This window comes from Marinifilum fragile (assembly GCF_963677365.1).
GTDB classification, from domain to species: Bacteria; Bacteroidota; Bacteroidia; order Bacteroidales; family Marinifilaceae; genus Marinifilum; species Marinifilum fragile.
Genome location: NZ_OY781962.1, coordinates 2,461,531 through 2,477,905, shown reverse-complemented (window position 1 = coordinate 2,477,905; position 16,375 = coordinate 2,461,531). Strand labels below are relative to the sequence as shown.

15 protein-coding genes are annotated in these 16,375 nt (G+C 34.2%); 8 read left to right on the top strand and 7 right to left on the bottom strand.

From position 1 onward, the window contains the following. Positions 1 to 3 precede the first annotated feature (3 nt). Complete coding sequence (locus ACKPCA_RS09800; protein WP_321278897.1) at positions 4 to 1,911, bottom strand: BamA/TamA family outer membrane protein; 1,908 nt, start codon at positions 1,909 to 1,911, stop codon at positions 4 to 6. 142 nt (positions 1,912 to 2,053) lie between these two features. After that, positions 2,054 to 2,509, bottom strand: a complete 456-nt coding sequence (locus ACKPCA_RS09795) for a hypothetical protein (RefSeq protein ID WP_321278895.1) — start codon at positions 2,507 to 2,509, stop codon at positions 2,054 to 2,056. 154 nt (positions 2,510 to 2,663) lie between these two features. On the opposite strand from ACKPCA_RS09795, the gene ACKPCA_RS09790 reads away from it, so the two are divergent. Next, entirely contained in the window at positions 2,664 to 3,035 is a 372-nt protein-coding gene (locus tag ACKPCA_RS09790) for a BlaI/MecI/CopY family transcriptional regulator (protein ID WP_321278893.1), read from the top strand. 2 nt (positions 3,036 to 3,037) lie between these two features. After that, positions 3,038 to 4,987, top strand: coding sequence for a TonB family protein (locus ACKPCA_RS09785; protein ID WP_321278892.1), 1,950 nt, complete (start codon positions 3,038 to 3,040; stop codon positions 4,985 to 4,987). 103 nt (positions 4,988 to 5,090) lie between these two features. On the opposite strand, the gene ACKPCA_RS09780 is transcribed toward ACKPCA_RS09785, so the two are convergent. Then, positions 5,091 to 5,654 carry a DNA-3-methyladenine glycosylase I gene (locus ACKPCA_RS09780; protein WP_321278891.1) on the bottom strand — a complete coding sequence of 188 codons (564 nt, stop codon included), beginning with the start codon at positions 5,652 to 5,654 and terminating at the stop codon, positions 5,091 to 5,093. Positions 5,655 to 5,822: 168 nt separating this feature from the next. Here ACKPCA_RS09780 and ACKPCA_RS09775 point away from each other — a divergent pair, with 168 nt between their 5' ends. Beyond that, positions 5,823 to 6,143, top strand: a complete 321-nt coding sequence (locus ACKPCA_RS09775) for a thioredoxin family protein (protein WP_054720491.1) — start codon at positions 5,823 to 5,825, stop codon at positions 6,141 to 6,143. A gap of 102 nt (positions 6,144 to 6,245) precedes the next feature. Here the strand turns inward: ACKPCA_RS09775 and ACKPCA_RS09770 are convergent, their stop codons facing one another. The 3 genes from ACKPCA_RS09770 to ACKPCA_RS09760 all read right to left on the bottom strand — a co-directional run bounded on the left by ACKPCA_RS09770 (position 6,246) and on the right by ACKPCA_RS09760 (position 10,368). Further along, positions 6,246 to 8,345: a carboxypeptidase-like regulatory domain-containing protein gene (locus tag ACKPCA_RS09770; RefSeq protein ID WP_321278889.1), complete on the bottom strand. Its 2,100-nt coding sequence runs from the start codon at positions 8,343 to 8,345 to the stop codon at positions 6,246 to 6,248. Then, positions 8,338 to 8,727: a BlaI/MecI/CopY family transcriptional regulator gene (locus tag ACKPCA_RS09765; protein WP_321278888.1), complete on the bottom strand. Its 390-nt coding sequence runs from the start codon at positions 8,725 to 8,727 to the stop codon at positions 8,338 to 8,340. The genes ACKPCA_RS09770 and ACKPCA_RS09765 overlap by 8 nt, the downstream gene beginning before the upstream one ends. An 813-nt stretch (positions 8,728 to 9,540) precedes the next feature. Next, positions 9,541 to 10,368 (bottom strand): FKBP-type peptidyl-prolyl cis-trans isomerase, encoded by an 828-nt coding sequence (locus tag ACKPCA_RS09760; protein WP_054720497.1) that lies wholly within the window; start codon positions 10,366 to 10,368, stop codon positions 9,541 to 9,543. A gap of 374 nt (positions 10,369 to 10,742) precedes the next feature. Here ACKPCA_RS09760 and ACKPCA_RS09755 point away from each other — a divergent pair, with 374 nt between their 5' ends. Next, positions 10,743 to 11,489 carry a hypothetical protein gene (locus tag ACKPCA_RS09755; RefSeq protein WP_321278886.1) on the top strand — a complete coding sequence of 249 codons (747 nt, stop codon included), beginning with the start codon at positions 10,743 to 10,745 and terminating at the stop codon, positions 11,487 to 11,489. A gap of 78 nt (positions 11,490 to 11,567) precedes the next feature. On the opposite strand, the gene ACKPCA_RS09750 is transcribed toward ACKPCA_RS09755, so the two are convergent. Next, positions 11,568 to 11,741: a hypothetical protein gene (locus tag ACKPCA_RS09750; protein WP_321278885.1), complete on the bottom strand. Its 174-nt coding sequence runs from the start codon at positions 11,739 to 11,741 to the stop codon at positions 11,568 to 11,570. A gap of 273 nt (positions 11,742 to 12,014) precedes the next feature. Between ACKPCA_RS09750 and ACKPCA_RS09745 the strand changes: the two genes are divergently transcribed. The 4 genes from ACKPCA_RS09745 (at position 12,015) to ACKPCA_RS09730 (ending at position 16,293) form a co-directional block, all read left to right on the top strand. Continuing rightward, positions 12,015 to 12,671 carry a hypothetical protein gene (locus ACKPCA_RS09745; RefSeq protein WP_321278883.1) on the top strand — a complete coding sequence of 219 codons (657 nt, stop codon included), beginning with the start codon at positions 12,015 to 12,017 and terminating at the stop codon, positions 12,669 to 12,671. A gap of 145 nt (positions 12,672 to 12,816) precedes the next feature. Continuing rightward, complete coding sequence (locus tag ACKPCA_RS09740) at positions 12,817 to 13,470, top strand: hypothetical protein (RefSeq protein ID WP_321278882.1); 654 nt, start codon at positions 12,817 to 12,819, stop codon at positions 13,468 to 13,470. Between the two features lie 54 nt (positions 13,471 to 13,524). Further along, positions 13,525 to 14,031: a hypothetical protein gene (locus ACKPCA_RS09735; protein WP_321278880.1), complete on the top strand. Its 507-nt coding sequence runs from the start codon at positions 13,525 to 13,527 to the stop codon at positions 14,029 to 14,031. Positions 14,032 to 14,214: 183 nt separating this feature from the next. Beyond that, complete coding sequence (locus tag ACKPCA_RS09730) at positions 14,215 to 16,293, top strand: M48 family metalloprotease (RefSeq protein ID WP_321278879.1); 2,079 nt, start codon at positions 14,215 to 14,217, stop codon at positions 16,291 to 16,293. Positions 16,294 to 16,375: the final 82 nt, after the last annotated feature.

Genomic DNA, 16,375 nt, shown 5'->3' with positions numbered 1-16,375 from the left:
AATCTATTCATAAGGGACCACCTCAGGTTGTCCCACTTTAAAATCATTAAATCGAGGACGTTCTTCTCCTGATAAACGGAAGGCTGTAGACTGAAAATCACTTGGAGCTTTTGGATAAAATGCCAAGCGTAACTGTATGGTTTTGAACACAAGGTTTTCGTTGTGTAATCGTGCACCAAAACCTAATCCGTAGTAATAATCACCTTTAAAAATGTGTTTCTGATTACTGCCAATAATTCCAAGATCTCCAAAAGTATAAAAGGCAAATTTAAAGCCACCTATCATGTATGGAGTAAAGACTACGGTTTCGAGATTTAGATTGAGTTTTTGATTTCCCATCACCTCTTCGCTTTTAAATCCACGAATGCCATTTTTGTTATTAATGGTGATAAATTCTTCTGGAAATCTTCGGATACCCAGTGTGTATTTTAAATCTCCAAAATTACGGAATCTTAATGCTCCCAATTTTCGAATTCGACTGAAGAATTTCGATTGGGCAATTAAGCTTCCTTGTTCAAACCTTTTTGAATCGAAAAATCCGCCTATGGCTATGCGATTAAAAAAATAACTTCTTGTTTTTCGAACATAGCTTGCATTCTGAAAATCAAATCCCAAATACAGTCGATGTGAGTATTCCCGATCTTCATAACCAAAATTCATTTGAGCTAAAAATCCATAAGGAATATCCTCAGTTCTACCGAAATTGTAGATCAGGTTACTTTTGTAAAATTGTGTCTGACTAAGGCTGATCCCTCCAAGATACAGGATGTTGTTGTGGAAGAATTGATTTAAATCAGGACCAGTTTCCGGCCTTTCAAAAAATTTTGTACTGGCTATTCTTCCCGTAAAGTACATCTTTCGTCTGGCAAATAAATTTTTAGAGTCTAGCTTTATCGAAGTTCCATACCAAAGGTTCCCATAATTAAAATCCAGAGGGATTTCGTTACGAATTGGATCATCGTCCATGATTTTATTTGAACGCATCGTTTTCGATAAGCTAAGCCCACCAGCTCTCTTGGTGTTGTAGGTTTCAAAATCTCTTTCAAAATCAATTCCAATTACCGATTTTTCATACGTATTTTCATAAATTAAGCTAGCGTCAATAAAACTTCTTCTGATGTTACGAACCGTATATCTACCAGAGTATCCAAATTTTTGATCTTCATCGCTATCGTAATGAAACTTATTGCTGAACTCATGACCAATGCCGTAAAGATTTCGACTGTAAATTCCGAATTCAGTGGATAAGTTTGAACCAAGATCTATGTCAATCCCCCAGGAAAACTGATCTTTCACCCATAGTTGCAAATCAACAAATTTATTAGAACCTCTTACTGGTATAACTCTAAAAAAAGCATCCTTAATATAGTTAAGCTGTCTAATTAATCTTTCATTGTCAGCTAGCGTGTATGCATCTAGTTTATCTCCTTCCTTAAGACGTAGCATTTTTCTTAGGTGCCCTCGTTTACTGGTGTGATGAAGGTCGTTACCTGCTCTTTCAATCCAGCTGTTAGCAACTTTAGTAGTATCATGAAGACTAGAACCAAAGGGTTCAATTACTCTTATTTCAATGTTTCTGATTGTTTTTCCCTGATAAATGACAAAGGCGGTTTCACTACGTTCTGTTTTTATGGTATCGGTAGGTGAAATTTTATCAGGGGCTACAAAAAATAACTTGTATAGTTCTTTGGTAAATTTACGTTTATAAGCTCCACGTTGTATTGCATGGTAGAATTTGCTTCCACTCTTATTTGAATCCTTTTTTCGTTCTCTTACAGTATCCAATAAAAATACGATAGTGTCACGTGAAATGATTATCGTACTATCAGGTAGATCTATATTTTTAGTGGGTTTTAAAAGGCTGTCTTTTTGGGTGTTCTGCTGCGCATTTGCAGAAGAAAAATAGCTCAAAAGTACGGCTATTAATAAACAATATGTTGCTGAGCTTCGAATAGGACCTTATTTTCAATGGTTATACACTATTATCAAAGATAAATAAATTGAGATTCTCTCGAAGGATCTATCAAGAATTATACCTTAAAAGAAATTAATCCTAGTTTAAATTCTGAATTGTTGATAATTTATCGCAGATGACATTCGTTTTATCCTCAGGCCAACTCCATTTTCCATCTTTTCGGAGTTCAGCAGACAGCATTTTACCTTTAAATATTTCTAGGGTTTGAGTTGCAGCACCAAAACCAAATCGTTTCATGCTCAATTTATAATTTAGTTTGGAGTAGGGGATCCTTTCTTTTCCTTTAATAAAGATGAAATAGTAATAGTATATATTGAGTTCTTGTTTTTGATCATCAAAGGATATGGATGTAACAATTCGATTGCGTTTGAGCAGTAACAATAGGGAATACATTACAATTACGGCAGTAAAGTATACAACTTTAAATCCTACAAAAAATAGAAGTATAGCCACAAGTAGAATCAAGAGCGACAATTCTTTTCTGATTCGATCCCAAAGGGTGTATGATTCTTTAGATAATTCAAAAGTTTCCATGCTCAATTTTTTTGCATAGTTAGCAAAATAGCTTGCATTTATCAATACTGCAGTTTAAAAATAAGTTCATCTACTAAATTTTTAGTAAATAAATTTGTCTACTAAAAAATTAGTACTAAATTTGTAGTAGATTAATCTAAAAGTAAATGTTAAGATGAATGAGTTGACCAAAGCTGAAGAGCAAGTGATGCAGATATTATGGGAATTAAAAGAAGCCAATGTAAGAGAGGTGGTTTCACACTTTCCAGATCCAAAACCAGCATATACAACTGTTGCAACAGTGATGAATGCATTAGAGAAGAAGGGATTTGCAGATAAAATTCCAGCTGGGAAATCCCATTTGTTTGCGGTTAAAATTTCGAAAGAAGATTATTCAGGTTTTAAAGCAGGGGCTTTGGTGAAAAATTATTTTAATGGCTCATTTTCTCGAATGGCATCCTTTTTTGCAAAGGATAACAAGCTAAGCATTCAGGAGTTGGAAGAGATGATAAAGATCGCAAAAGAACAAATTGAGAAGGAGAAATAGATATGAATGAATTCTTCCATTATTTAATGCAGTCCTCAGGAATTCTGGCAGTTTTTTATGTCTTGTATTTCCTGTTTTTAAGAAACGAAAGGTTTTTTATCGAAATCAGGTGGTTTCTAATGCTGAGTATAGTTCTTGCAGTTTTTCTTCCTCTTGTAAAAATTCCTTATACAGTGCTTGTTGAAGCATCATCAGTAAATATTTTAAATGACTTATCTGTTGATAAATGGATAACTGGAACAATACCAGAAGGAATATCAGAAAATAGAACGAGTTACGATATTCCTCAGCTTTTAATGAGAATATATTTAAGCATTTCTCTGGTGCTGTTGATAAGAAGCAGCATAAAGGTTTGGCAGATATGGAGTATGATTAAAGGAAAGGAGTTTATTGTGAAAGATAACTGTAAAGTAATACTCCTTGATGAGAAAATACCCGCTTTTAGCTTTTTTGGCTATGTTGTGATCAGCAGAGAAGAGTTCGAAAATGAAGCATTGAGAAACATATTTATACACGAAAAAGTTCATGCACTTCAAAAGCACTGGATCGATCTGCTTTTGGTTGAAATTTTAAGCATTATATTTTGGGTTAACCCATTTGTATGGCTTTTTCAAATCGCAATAAAACAAACGCATGAATTATTGGCTGATGACGGGGTAATAGCGCGCGGTTTCGGCATCGGACAGTATCAGGCAATTTTGATTAACCAATTAATGGGAGTCGAAGTGGTTGGTTTAGCAAACAACTTCAATCACTCCATAAACAAAAAAAGAATGATTATGATGTCAAAAGAAAAAGGTCCAAAAATAAGGCGCTATAAATTGCTACTTATGATTCCAGTTGTAGCTGTTGTATTGTTTTTTAATATGAAAGCTATTAAAGTACAAGCTCAAGATATTGAAATAGTGGAGGTTCAAAATAACGAAACGGTTAAAATATCAGGTTTAATTTTGAAAGAAAACAACAAACCTGCAGCTGGTGTTACTATAATAGTTGAGAATAGTACAATAGGAACCATAAGTGATTCTGAGGGTAAGTTTGAACTTGATGTTGTCAAAGATGCCAATATTATTATATCTTTTGTTGGTTTTCAGGTCAAAAAGATGGCAGTCGAAGATTTTATTTTAAATGGGAATAAGGAGAATAATTACTTTTTAAAAATTAAGATAAAGTCTCAAAAAGGTGAAATATTACCAGCAGAAGGGAATGATTGGAGTTCTAAAGGAGCAACAAAAAATAAAAAGATTGATCCAAACGAAGTTTTTGTGATTGTTGAAAAAATGCCTCAGTTTCCTGGAGGACAAACAGCTTTAAAGAAATTCATAAAGGAATCAACAGTATATCCTAAGGCTGCGAAAGAAAATGGAATTAAAGGCCGTGTTTTTGTCACAACGATTATTACCAAGGAGGGAAAAATTGGCAAGACCAGAGTAGTTCGTGGAGTAGACTCATCATTGGATAAAGAGGCTATAAGGGTAATAAAATCCATGCCAGATTGGACTCCTGGAATGCAAAATGGAATAGCGGTAAATGTTTCTTATACCATTCCTGTCAATTTTGGTGCAGGAAAAGAAAAAACAGAAACCTTGAAAATTAAAAAGAAAGATGGAGAAACCTTTATTAATGGTAAGAAAGCTTTTACATTAGTTGATGATATGCCTAAGTTTCCGGGTGGTACTTCAGAATTGCAAAAATTTATTAGTAGATCTATCATCTATCCTAAAGCGGCTCAAGAAAAAGGAATACAAGGAAGAGTATTTGTTTCCTTTGTTATCGATAAAGAAGGAACTGTGAGCGATTCTAGAGTGGTAAGAGGTGTTGCACCTTCGCTTGATAAAGAAGCAATGCGAGTTGTGAATTTAATGCCTCAGTGGAAACCTGGGAAAAAAGATGGTAAACCTGTTAATGTGGTGTATACAGTTCCAATCATTTTTAATCTAGGTAAAAACTAAAAATCTTTAATCTATGTTAGAGTGAAAAGAGTGAATAGCATATCAAACTCAGGTTTGAATCTTTAATTCAGCATTGAATGCCTTTGTAAAATCAAAGGCATTTTTATTTCACATGGTATCTAAAACAATCGGTTGTATGATCATTAACCATGCCAGTTGCCTGCATAAAAGCATAGCAAATGGTTGGCCCAACAAAATTAAAGCCTCGCTTCTTTAAATCTTTACTCATGGCAGTAGCTTCATTGGTAAGTGCAGGTACTTCTGACAAGTTTTTCCATGCATTTTTAATGGTTTTACCACCTGTAAAGCTCCAAATGTACTTGTTGAAACTGCCGAACTCTGCTTGAACCTTAAGAAAAGCCTTGGCATTTTTAATGGCTGAATTTACTTTCAATTTATTCCTGATGATGCCTTCATTTAGCAGCAGCTCATCCACCTTTTTTTGATCGTATTTGGCTACGATATTCGGATCGAAATTATCAAAAGCCTTTCGGTAGTTTTCACGTTTTCTAAGTACTGTGATCCAACTTAAACCCGCCTGAGCTCCTTCTAAAATCAGGAATTCAAATAGCATTTGATCATCATGGAGTGGCACGCCCCATTCATTATCGTGATAGTCGCAATATAATGGATCGTTGCCTGCCCACTTGCATCTTATTTTTCCCATTTCTGTTAATTTTGAGATTCAGCTAAAGATAGAAAGAGATTTTAAGGATTAAATCAGGCGAAAGGAAAAATTGACAATCTTTAGGGAATATTCAACAATGAACAAAGCATAAAGTTTTGGCATATTTGTAAGCCAGATTAATGGATTTGAAACATTTAACCTAGAATAATGAAAGAAATAGAAAACGCAAAGGAATTAGAGAATCTATTGAAGAAAGAACATGCCATCTTAATAGATTTTTACGCCGAGACTTGTCCACCATGTCAGACATTAATGCCAATTGTAGAAAAACTAGCAGGGGATTATGAAGGGAAAGTAGAGTTCCAAAAAGTGGATGTGCATAAATTCCCCGATTTAAGAACCAAGTACCAGGTGGGAAGTATTCCAACATTGTTTTTTGTAAAGAAATCTGAAATTGTGGACAAATCAGTAGGAGTGGTGCCTGGATCAGTATTGGTAGAGAAGTTAGAGAGTTTGATAAAGGCCTAATAAAGACGAATGTCAAATCGAAAAATATAAAAAGTGCTGTTAACACTAGTTTAGTAGTGTATAACAGCACTTTTTTAGAATAATATCGAAATCGTTTTTGGTTTAGAACTCTAGTTCCATTGCAAAATCAACAGGTACTTTTTTGCCTCGCTGAGAACCTGGTTTCCAAGCCTCCATTTTCGAAGCAATAATTTGTGCAGCTTCGGCTGCTACCTCATTCGATTTTTTAAGGATTTGAATATTGCTTACTTCTCCTTTAGGGTTTACAGTAAAACCAATAGTAGCATTTCCTTTTAACGTTTTACCTTCGAAGAAGAAACTCTCCTTGATTTTGGCAGATTGTTTTTTTACATGTTGTGCCAGTCCATAAAATCCTTGTGGATATTGCGGCATGTCTTCAACTATTACAAAAACAGGTTCATCCGACTTTTCCATTTGTGGAGCTGGTGGTGGTGGCGGAGGAGGAATATCTCCTGCGTTCTTTAAATCCTTTGATGAGATTTTAATTACCTCACGTTTTAACACAAATTCAAACTTAAGATCGGTTTTATCACCTTTAAGTTCAACCTTATTACTAATAGTTCTATAGCCTACAAATGATACTATGAGACCCCAATCTTTATTGGTTGGAATTTCCAATTTAAAAGTTCCATCCCTATCAGCAACTGTTCCTAAAGTTGTTCCCTGTACAATAATAGCAGCTCCAGGCATTGGGTTTCCTGCTTCATCTACAACAGTTCCATATGCTTTAAACACTTTTTGCTTGTATTTTTTATCATCGGAATTAACCGCTTCCATGATAAAATCTAACTTTAAATAATCAGGACTTGTTTCAATGAATAAAGTGTTAGATTTTTGTTCATATCCAGGATGTACGGCAATTAGACCATTATTTTCACTTGCAGACATTTCGAATTCATAATTTCCTTCAGAATCGGTAATGCTTCCCTCTTTACTTCCTTTTAGAATAACTGAGGCACCCTGAATAGGATTTCCCTTTTCATCCTTTACTGTACCTTTAATTCTAGCAGGAACTTTTTTGCTTGTTTTAGGCTTTTCAACATTAGAAAGTGTATTGATATTTCCTTTCTTGTTTTTCACTTTAAAAGGAACCTTAGAATCGCTTACATCAAAGTTTGTTTTATCATCCTTTGTTACCTCTTCTTTGTTCTTTGTAGATTTTACAGGATAAGTAAGAGTGGTTCCTCCGTTAATGGTAACAACTGTACCATCTGCTAAAGTGTGTTCCAACTCCTTGTTTTCAGGAATGGTAACAGTTTTGGTTTCTTTCTTTTCTTGTGCCTGCACCTTATACACAGGCTGAGCAAAAGAGTACATCAATACTGCCAATACAGGCAGCAGCCAAATCATACGATACAATTTTCGTTTTGAACATTTTTCTTTCGTCATCATTTTAAATCGGGTTGGGCCGAGGGCAAAATTCAGATGATTGGCCATGCCAATAACTTTTGTGCCCATTAGCTGGTTAATTAATAAAGCCTGATACCTGACTGGTGATTGGCCCCGGGATAATACACCTTTGTCGGCCAGGTATTCGTGGTTTTGTTTAATAGCACGTTCAAACAGCCAAATAAATGGGTTGAACCAAAAAAACACTGTTAACAGCTCTATAATGAACAAATCGATCCAATGACGCTCTTGAATGTGCACTTTTTCATGAGTTAAAATGTCATTTATCTCGTTTTGTTTAAAATATTCGGGATGAATTAAAATCCTGTTAAAGAATGAGAATGGCATTTTATAAACCGTATTCTCATGCAACAGGTAATCGTCGATTTTTTTCGGATTGGTTCGCAAAATAATTTGTACAGGTTTCCACGATTGAACAATCAGGCGAAGCAAGACCATAACAAAACCGATTAAGTATGCGCCCAATAGAAACTCCCAAATTCCAAATGGGAAGCTTTCCTCTTGTACAATTGTGGTATTGCTGATTTTGCGTTGAAATTGATCTGCAAATTCAGAACTTTGCATTACCTGCAGTGGTGCCGACATTAATACTTCATACCGAACAGGAAATGCGGCACAGATTACTGCCAGAATCACGCTTGCCAGCAGAAAATATCGGTTGGCCTTAAAGTGGGTTAAATTGCGTAACAACAACCAGTACAGAACATACATGATGCCTATGCTGACCGATGCTTTTATCAGAAAGTCAAAATAAACATTCATATTATTCATTTTTATCGTGATTTTGTTTCATTTCCTCTTCGGCTTGCTTCATGATATTTTCCAGGTCGGAGATATCCAAATCGTTTTCGCGGGCAAAAAAACTTGCCATTTTCGGAAACGAACCATTAAAGTAATTTCGTAGGAGCGACGAGAATTGTACTTTGGTATAATCAGTTTTACTTACCATAGGAGTAAACACTTTTGTGTTTCCCACCTTACGATGTTCTACAAATCCTTTCTTTTCCAACACGCTTAAAACGGTTGCTACAGTAGTGTAAGCAGGTTTAGAATCTTTAAAATTTTCGATTACTTCTTTTACAGTTCCATCTTGTAACTGCCATAAAATCTGCATGATTTGCTCTTCTGCTTTGGTAAGTGATTTGATATCCATATACAATTTCGATTATAATTCTACTACAAATATAGTAGAATGATTTATAAATCCTACTATTTTTATAGTAAAAGTTCTATTTTAATAGTAAAAGAATGTCCAACAGTTGAATAGTCGAACAGTCAAACCGTCCAATTAAGCACTTTCTTTTCCTTTGTCACTTGAAAGGTGGAAAAGTAGAATGGTAGAATAGTGCAAAAGTCTAATAGTGGAATATGATATGAATTTTCATGATGGGAGGGGTGCTCTGTAGGAGCAAAATATTAGTTGCAATAATCTTTACCTCAACCCCTAGCCCCTTCTCCTCAAAGAGCTACTCTTTATACACATTTATTTTCCTGAATTTAATTCTACGGAGAATTAGATGGGTAATCGTTTAATTTTAAGTTCTCCCCTTTTAGGGGAGATCCCGACAGGGAGAAGGGTGCATTTTGGGTGAAATTATTTTTTCTCACCCTTTAGTCTGTCGACAGTTTCCCTAAAAGGGAAACACTCAACATGCAAATACTATAAATGATTCATCATTATCTAATCAAAATAGTTATTCCTAATTTGTGTATAAAGAGTAGCTTTTCAAATAGAATAAGTTTGTGCTTACACGCCCTAGATTTTTTGCTTCCTTTCTCATCAATAGAACCGAGCTATGTGAGAATATGAATGCCCGTGAAATTATGAATGAATAAAAAGGAAGAACTATCCGGCTAGAGAATAAAGTCGAATATGAAAAGAATTTTAATTACACATTGCGAATTATTAATTGAAAAAGGGACACCAATCGGCATCCCTTCCATCAACATCTTATATTTTATCGAATTACTTCTTCGTTTCCTTTTCAACCACTTCAACCAGGTTGATATCGAAAATCAAAGTTTCGTTCGGACCAATTTTTTTGTTTCCATTTTCACCGTAAGCCAGGTTAGCAGGTACGAACAATTTCCATTCCGATCCTTCAGGCATTAATTGTAGCGCTTCGGTCCAACCTTTAATTACACGATTTACACCAAAAGCAGTAGTGTCGCCACGTTCTTTCGAGCTATCGAAAACCGTACCATCAATTAAAGTTCCGTGGTAAACACATTTTACTCGATCGTTAAACGTGGCAATTTTACCAGTACCTTCTTTAATAATTTCGTATTGTAAGCCACTTTCGGTTTCGATTACACCTTTGCGAGCTTTATTTTCTTCTAAAAACTTTTTCCCTTTGGCCAGGTTGGCTAATCCTTCCTCTTTTTTAAGAGAATCTTTTTTGGCTTTATTCTGTTCAAAAATCTTTCTTAAATAGATATCGGCACTCATTTTTGTAAAATACGATTTGCCATATGCCAACTCGTTCAGAAATCCTTTGTAAAAAATATCCTCGTTTAAGTCTTCGAACTGATTCTTTCTGAACTCAACATATCTTTCTGATAGTTTTGTTTTGGCAACAGCTTTGGCAAACTCAACCATAGCGGCAGTATCCATTTGGAAAGGCACGCGATCGAAACTTTTCTTGTAGTTATCCGCTTCTATATAACCCAATGCATAGCTTACACTATCAATACTGTTCTTAAACTTTAATTTACCCGATCGAGGTACTTTATTACATGCACTAAAAATTACAATAACAGCTAAAAAAGCAAGAATGATACTACTCCTTTTCATGTGTTTAAATTTTATTTAGGGATTAAAACTTGAATTTTTATTCGCCGTTTTTTTCGAGGGAATCAAGGTGATGCTTCTCTTTTTAACAGCGTAGCGAATTTACAATTTTGAGCGAAAATTTAAAAATTCACATGCAATGCTCTTTGGGTATGAGTTATATTTTAAGATTTTTTAACATTATGGTGTTAATTAAAATGTTTAGCTTTAACTATACTATTGTAAAGTAAGGAGTATCAATAAAATTCTTTATTCGATAGTACCAAGCGCACAAACAATATTGCCTGCGGACAATGTTGTATACAAACCACCCTCTCATTACTTCTTTATACAGAAGTTACTACAACAAACATTTATAAAACTAAAACTTGTTAAAAATGAGTAATACTGATCATTTAACAGCTTTAAAAGAAAAGATTCAGGCTGTGGAAGATGGAAGTATAGTGGCAATTACAATGCCCGTAAATATTTATTTGCAGGAAGCAGAAGATATGGCTCGATGTGCCAGAATCGATATTGCAGAACTTGCCACAATAAATGTTACCGAAGTACAAATTGACGATTTGCAGGCCAGAATTGGTGCATGTCGCGAAGTGCAGTCATTATGGGTAGAGGACCAGCACAAGGCCAATCAGGCCGAGGATTCGTGGGCCGATATTCAGGAGAAAGCCAATGAATTGAAATCGGAACTGATTCATACCTTTCGATATGCATATCGTAAGGATGAGAATTTAATGTCTGCAATTGCCGATATTGCCGAAGGTAGTACAAACTCTGATACCATACAGGATCTGAATGACCTTTCGGTATTAGGAAAAGGCAATACAGATGCCTTAACTGCCATTAATTTCGATTTAACCAAGCTCGATACAGCTGCCGATATTGCTGTAAATGGTGCCGATGCATTGGCTGTAGCCAACGGTAGTCGCCAACGTGGTAGCGATACCAAAGTATTGCGCGACAAAGCCTATACTTACTTAAAAGAATCTGTTGATGATATTCGAGCAGCAGGTAAATTTATATTCCGCAACGAACCCAAAAAGTTAAAAGGATATACGAGTAAGTATTGGAAGAAGAGAAATCAATCGGTTAAAAAAGAGAGTGATGTTGAATCGGAAGTATAATGTTTCGAGAACATTTATTAAAGGAACTCCGCTTAGGCGGAGTTTTTTATGCAATATATAGTTAAGCAATATCATTGCTCAGACCAGTAAATACCGATCGGAGTAGGGATATACCTCTTCGGAGTAAGCCAAAATGGCATTGGAGTAAGGTATAGACCCATCGGAGTAGGCCAGAATGGCATAAGAGTAGCCTAAATACCTATCGGAGTAAGTAAAAATGCAAGCAGAGTTTACCTTGAATGTAAAATCCATTAACTCAGTTTGTGATTTGGCAAAATTTGTTGGCAAATCTGTTTAATTCAATCACTTTAATTTCTATTTGTAATTGGTTTATTTATAATAATTCTAACAAAAGTTTCATAAAATGATGAGGATAGGATAAATGGGATTTGGTAAATTTAGTTCTTGGATATTGAGGTAAAAGAAAAATATGATGAGGCTAACTTCTAACTACCGCAAGTCACAGATTTGCGGTAGTTCAAAGGTATTTAGTACCTAATGTTAACTGTAATAAATTTAGTGAATATGAGAAAATTAGTTGAGAGTATCCAAATAATGACAAAGTTTGCACGAGAGATGGGGAATCGTAATAAACTTCTTGTGGATTTTGGATTTCCTCAAAAAAAATCTTGCTCAATTAAAGGAAAAGAAATGACATTGTTAAATTCACTGTTTTATATGACAGTAATAGATTCAGTCTCTTTTCTAGATGAGTATCAGCAAGTTTTTGGTGTAAAAACAGAAAAGAATTATAAAAATAGGATCATAGTAACTAAATCAATAAACAAGCCGTTAATTTCTAAGGTTTTAGATTGGAAAGATTTACGTGAATTTAGGAATAACTTGCTAGCTCATAATATGAGGAAAGGTAAGAATGGAGATTTTGTTTTCAGTATTTCTAATTTGGATTATAATGCCCCCAGAAACCTCAATGATTTATTTCTATTGTCAAATTTAGTGCAGTTTTCTACAGCTACAATTCACTCAGAATTTAGAGACGAAATTGAAGCATTTGATTCAAAAACAATGAAGGAAATAAAACCTAATGAAAGATTACTATCAAAAGAAGATGTAAGTGATATAACAGTAAAATTGTTGAATGAAGCGAATAAAATTAAAGTACGAAATAATAGGACTTATGACTTTAAACTAGAAGAATCTATAGATTGGAATAAAATATAATGATTACAGGAATTAACATTTCTCTGTCTATCACTAACTTCCGCAAGTCTGTGGCTAGTGGCTGTAAAAGAGGACTCCACTTTTAATTGGAGTTTTTCTGATTATGAATAATCGCAAGAAGAATAAAATAAATAACTACGAATAAATGAGAAACCTATTACTACTAATTGCCCTATTAACCTCATACAATCTCTTTGCTCAGAATAAACAAGCTACACTATATCTTAGAAATGGTGAAGTATTGAAAGGTTTGGCCAGAATGAAGGCAGATCAAACCGTAAAGTTCAGAAAGGATAAGGAAAGCGAACCAGTGATTTATAATTTTCGAACTCTGAAGGGCTTGAAAATAAATACTACTCTGACCAAAAGGGAGGATGTAATTTTACTTGGGAGTTTTACCACTTATAACAAGGATTTTTACACTTTTCAATACAAGATGATTAAAAAGAAAAGATATACGACAAAGCCCAAGTTGTTGCGATTACTTGTTGATGGCAAAATGGCATTGTTTAGCGAAGTTTCCGCGGGTGCGCCACGAATGAACTCATCAGGAACAGCTATGGGTGGAACTGCAGGCGCACCGGTAGAACGATTTTACATCTGCAATGAGGACAAAGACTTTGTTACTTATTTTTTGACTGATGGTGGAGGAATTGAAAAAAGCTTTAAGAAGGCAGCTTTGGTTGTATTTAAAGATTATCCGAAAATAGCTGATCGGATTAAAGACAAAACCTACAAGAGACGCGATATTGTTGAAATGTTTGAGGATTTTAATAGAATTTATGGAAACAGTAAATAAAAGTACTTATAACCTCCTAATTGCTGCCAGTCTGTAACTTATGCTTATAACGAAATGGATAGAACAAAAATTATAGAAAATTTAATTGTTGCCCTTGTATTAATTTTAATGTTAATGAAATTGGGAGTGGGAATTTACGAACAGGTAAATTATGTGCGAGCTTTTTATTCTGTGAAAGAGCTATTTGCAAACCCTATGATCATCTTGAGATCAAACTTACTTTTCGATCCCATTATTTGCATGCTTGCCATAACAGGTGTATTCATACGCAAACCTATTGGTTTTGTATTGATGCTAATACTGCCATCGTTGATATTGTTTTATAGAATAATCCCGATTTTATCTCCCAATTCTCAGTTTAGTTTTTGGGTATTGGTACTGCCTGTAATACTATTTGTGTTGATCAATTTAGGTGTAATGCAAAAAAGATATCATATAGCATCCACAACCAAACAAGTGAAGCTGAATGGAATTGCTTTGACTATTGGTTTCTCCATTGCCTTGTTGATGTTCTATTTTAAGGGGAATTTAATGTGGATGATTGAGAATATTTTAAACTAAAAACAGAACTAATAAATTAAATGCAAAAAACTTTTAACAATTGAAAGCCTTGTTGAAAGATCAGAGTTTTGAATCGGCACAGAAAATTTATCCAAACCTGAAGACCTTATTGGCAGAGTTCGAAGAGTTGCTTGTGAGTAAGGTGTGAAAATTAAAATAACCCGTGAATAAAAACCATAAAAAATGATAAAAAAACAAGTGAAATTATCTAAAGAGTTTAAATCTCAAACAACCAAAGCAATTCTTTCAATTGCCTTTTTTACAATTACCTACTTCATATTATTAATGCTTGCTTTGGGCATTACTGCTTTGTGTGTTTTTGGCGGTGTAATGTTAATTATTACAATACCAAAGTTTATCACACTGGCTTTAGGCGTAGGATTGGCCAGTTTAGGTTTTTTGATTCTGATTTTTCTTTTAAAATTCATGTTTAAGTCACACAAGGTTGACATGACTCATTTGAATGAAATCAAGAAAAGTGATGAACCGGAATTATTTAATTTGATTGAGGAAATAGTTAGAGAGGTAGATACAAAATTTCCCAAGAAAGTGTTTTTATCTGCAGATGTAAATGCATCAGTATTTTATAATTCAAGTTTTTGGAGCATGTTTTTACCAGTCCGAAAGAATTTACAAATTGGGATGGGTTTAATGAATACTGTGACAAGGCAAGAATTAAAGGCAATTCTTTCACATGAGTTTGGCCATTTTTCTCAGAGAACCATGAAGGTTGGGAGCTATGTTTACAATGTGAACCAGGTTATTTTTAATATGTTGTTCGATAATGAATCGTATGATCGATTAATTGAAACCTGGGCCAATGTAAGTGGTTATTTTTCCGTTTTTGTAGTAATAGCTGCCACAATAAATCGAGGGATTCAATGGGTGCTTAGAAAGCTATACAATGTGGTTAATAAAAGTTATATGGGACTTTCGAGGGAAATGGAGTTTCATGCCGATGAAATTGCTGCAAATATTACTGGTTATGAACCGTTAAAAAGTTCTTTGTTGCGCTTTTCTCTTGCCGATCATTCTTTAAATGTAGTAATGAATTTCTATCAGCAAAAATATGATGAGAATTTAAGGAGTCTGAATATTTTTAAGGAACAGTTTTTTGTAATGAATTTTATTGCAAAAGATGATAATATTAAGATTATTGAAGAGTTCCCAGAGATTGAAGTAGAAGATTTAAATAAATTCAATAAATCGAAATTGGTAATAAAGGACCAATGGGCTTCTCATCCTAGTGTGGAAGATAGGGTTGAACGCTTAAGACTTGCTAAGCTTAGTATGAAAGATCCAGATAGAACTCCGGCTGTTGATATTTTACAAGATTACGAAAATACACAAAGAGCCATAACAGAAAAGATATTCTCGGAGATACAATTTAAAGATACTCCTACTGCATTATCGCTTTCCGATTTTAGTGATGCATTCGTAGAAGGTTTTTCTAAAAATATTTTTGCTGAGATGTACAATGGATACTATGACTCTAAAAATCCTGAATGTTTCGATATAGAATCCATTGAAGGGAAAGAGGATGTTTTGTTCGAAGAGCTGTTTAATGCTGAAAAACGAGATTTAATTTATAGGTTTTATGCTCTTGAAAATGATATAGAAGTGATTAAGCAAATCATAAATAAAACCATTCCTAATAAATCATTCGATTATGATGGCATAAAGTATACTCGTAAAAAAGGGAAGGAATTAGTTGAAAAGCTAGAGCTGGAAAAACAAGATTTGCACAAACAAATAAAAGCAAACGATATTGAAATTTATAAATACTTCTTCAATCTGGAGAAATCCTTGGATCTTCCAAGTGCAATTAGAAATCTTTATATCAATTATTTTAAGTTTGATAAAGAACATGATAGGAAGTATGATGTATATGCCAGAATAACAGAAGCAGTCCAATTTATGAATGTTGTAACCCCTTTCGATCAGATAAGGGAGAATTTTAGAAGAATGCACAGGTTAGAGCTTGATTTTAAGGCTGAAATTCAAGATTTACTTAATGATCCATTATACAAGGAAGAAATAAACTCAGAAATGAGGACAAATTTTGAAAGGTATATTTCAAAGGATTGGCAGTATTTTAGAGAAGAGAATTATATAGATGACAATTTGGATATGCTCTTTAATGCAATTCATACTTATGTGTATTTGATTACCAGAGGATATTTTTTAACAAAGAAAGAACTACTTGATCACCAGGCAAATTTATTGCAAGTGAGTGGAGTTGTGCAAAAAGAAATCTATTGAAAAATCGAATCTGTTTTAGAATTAACAAAAGCTCTTTTTTGTAGTGTAGATTTTCCTAAATGAAATAGACATCCCAATAGCG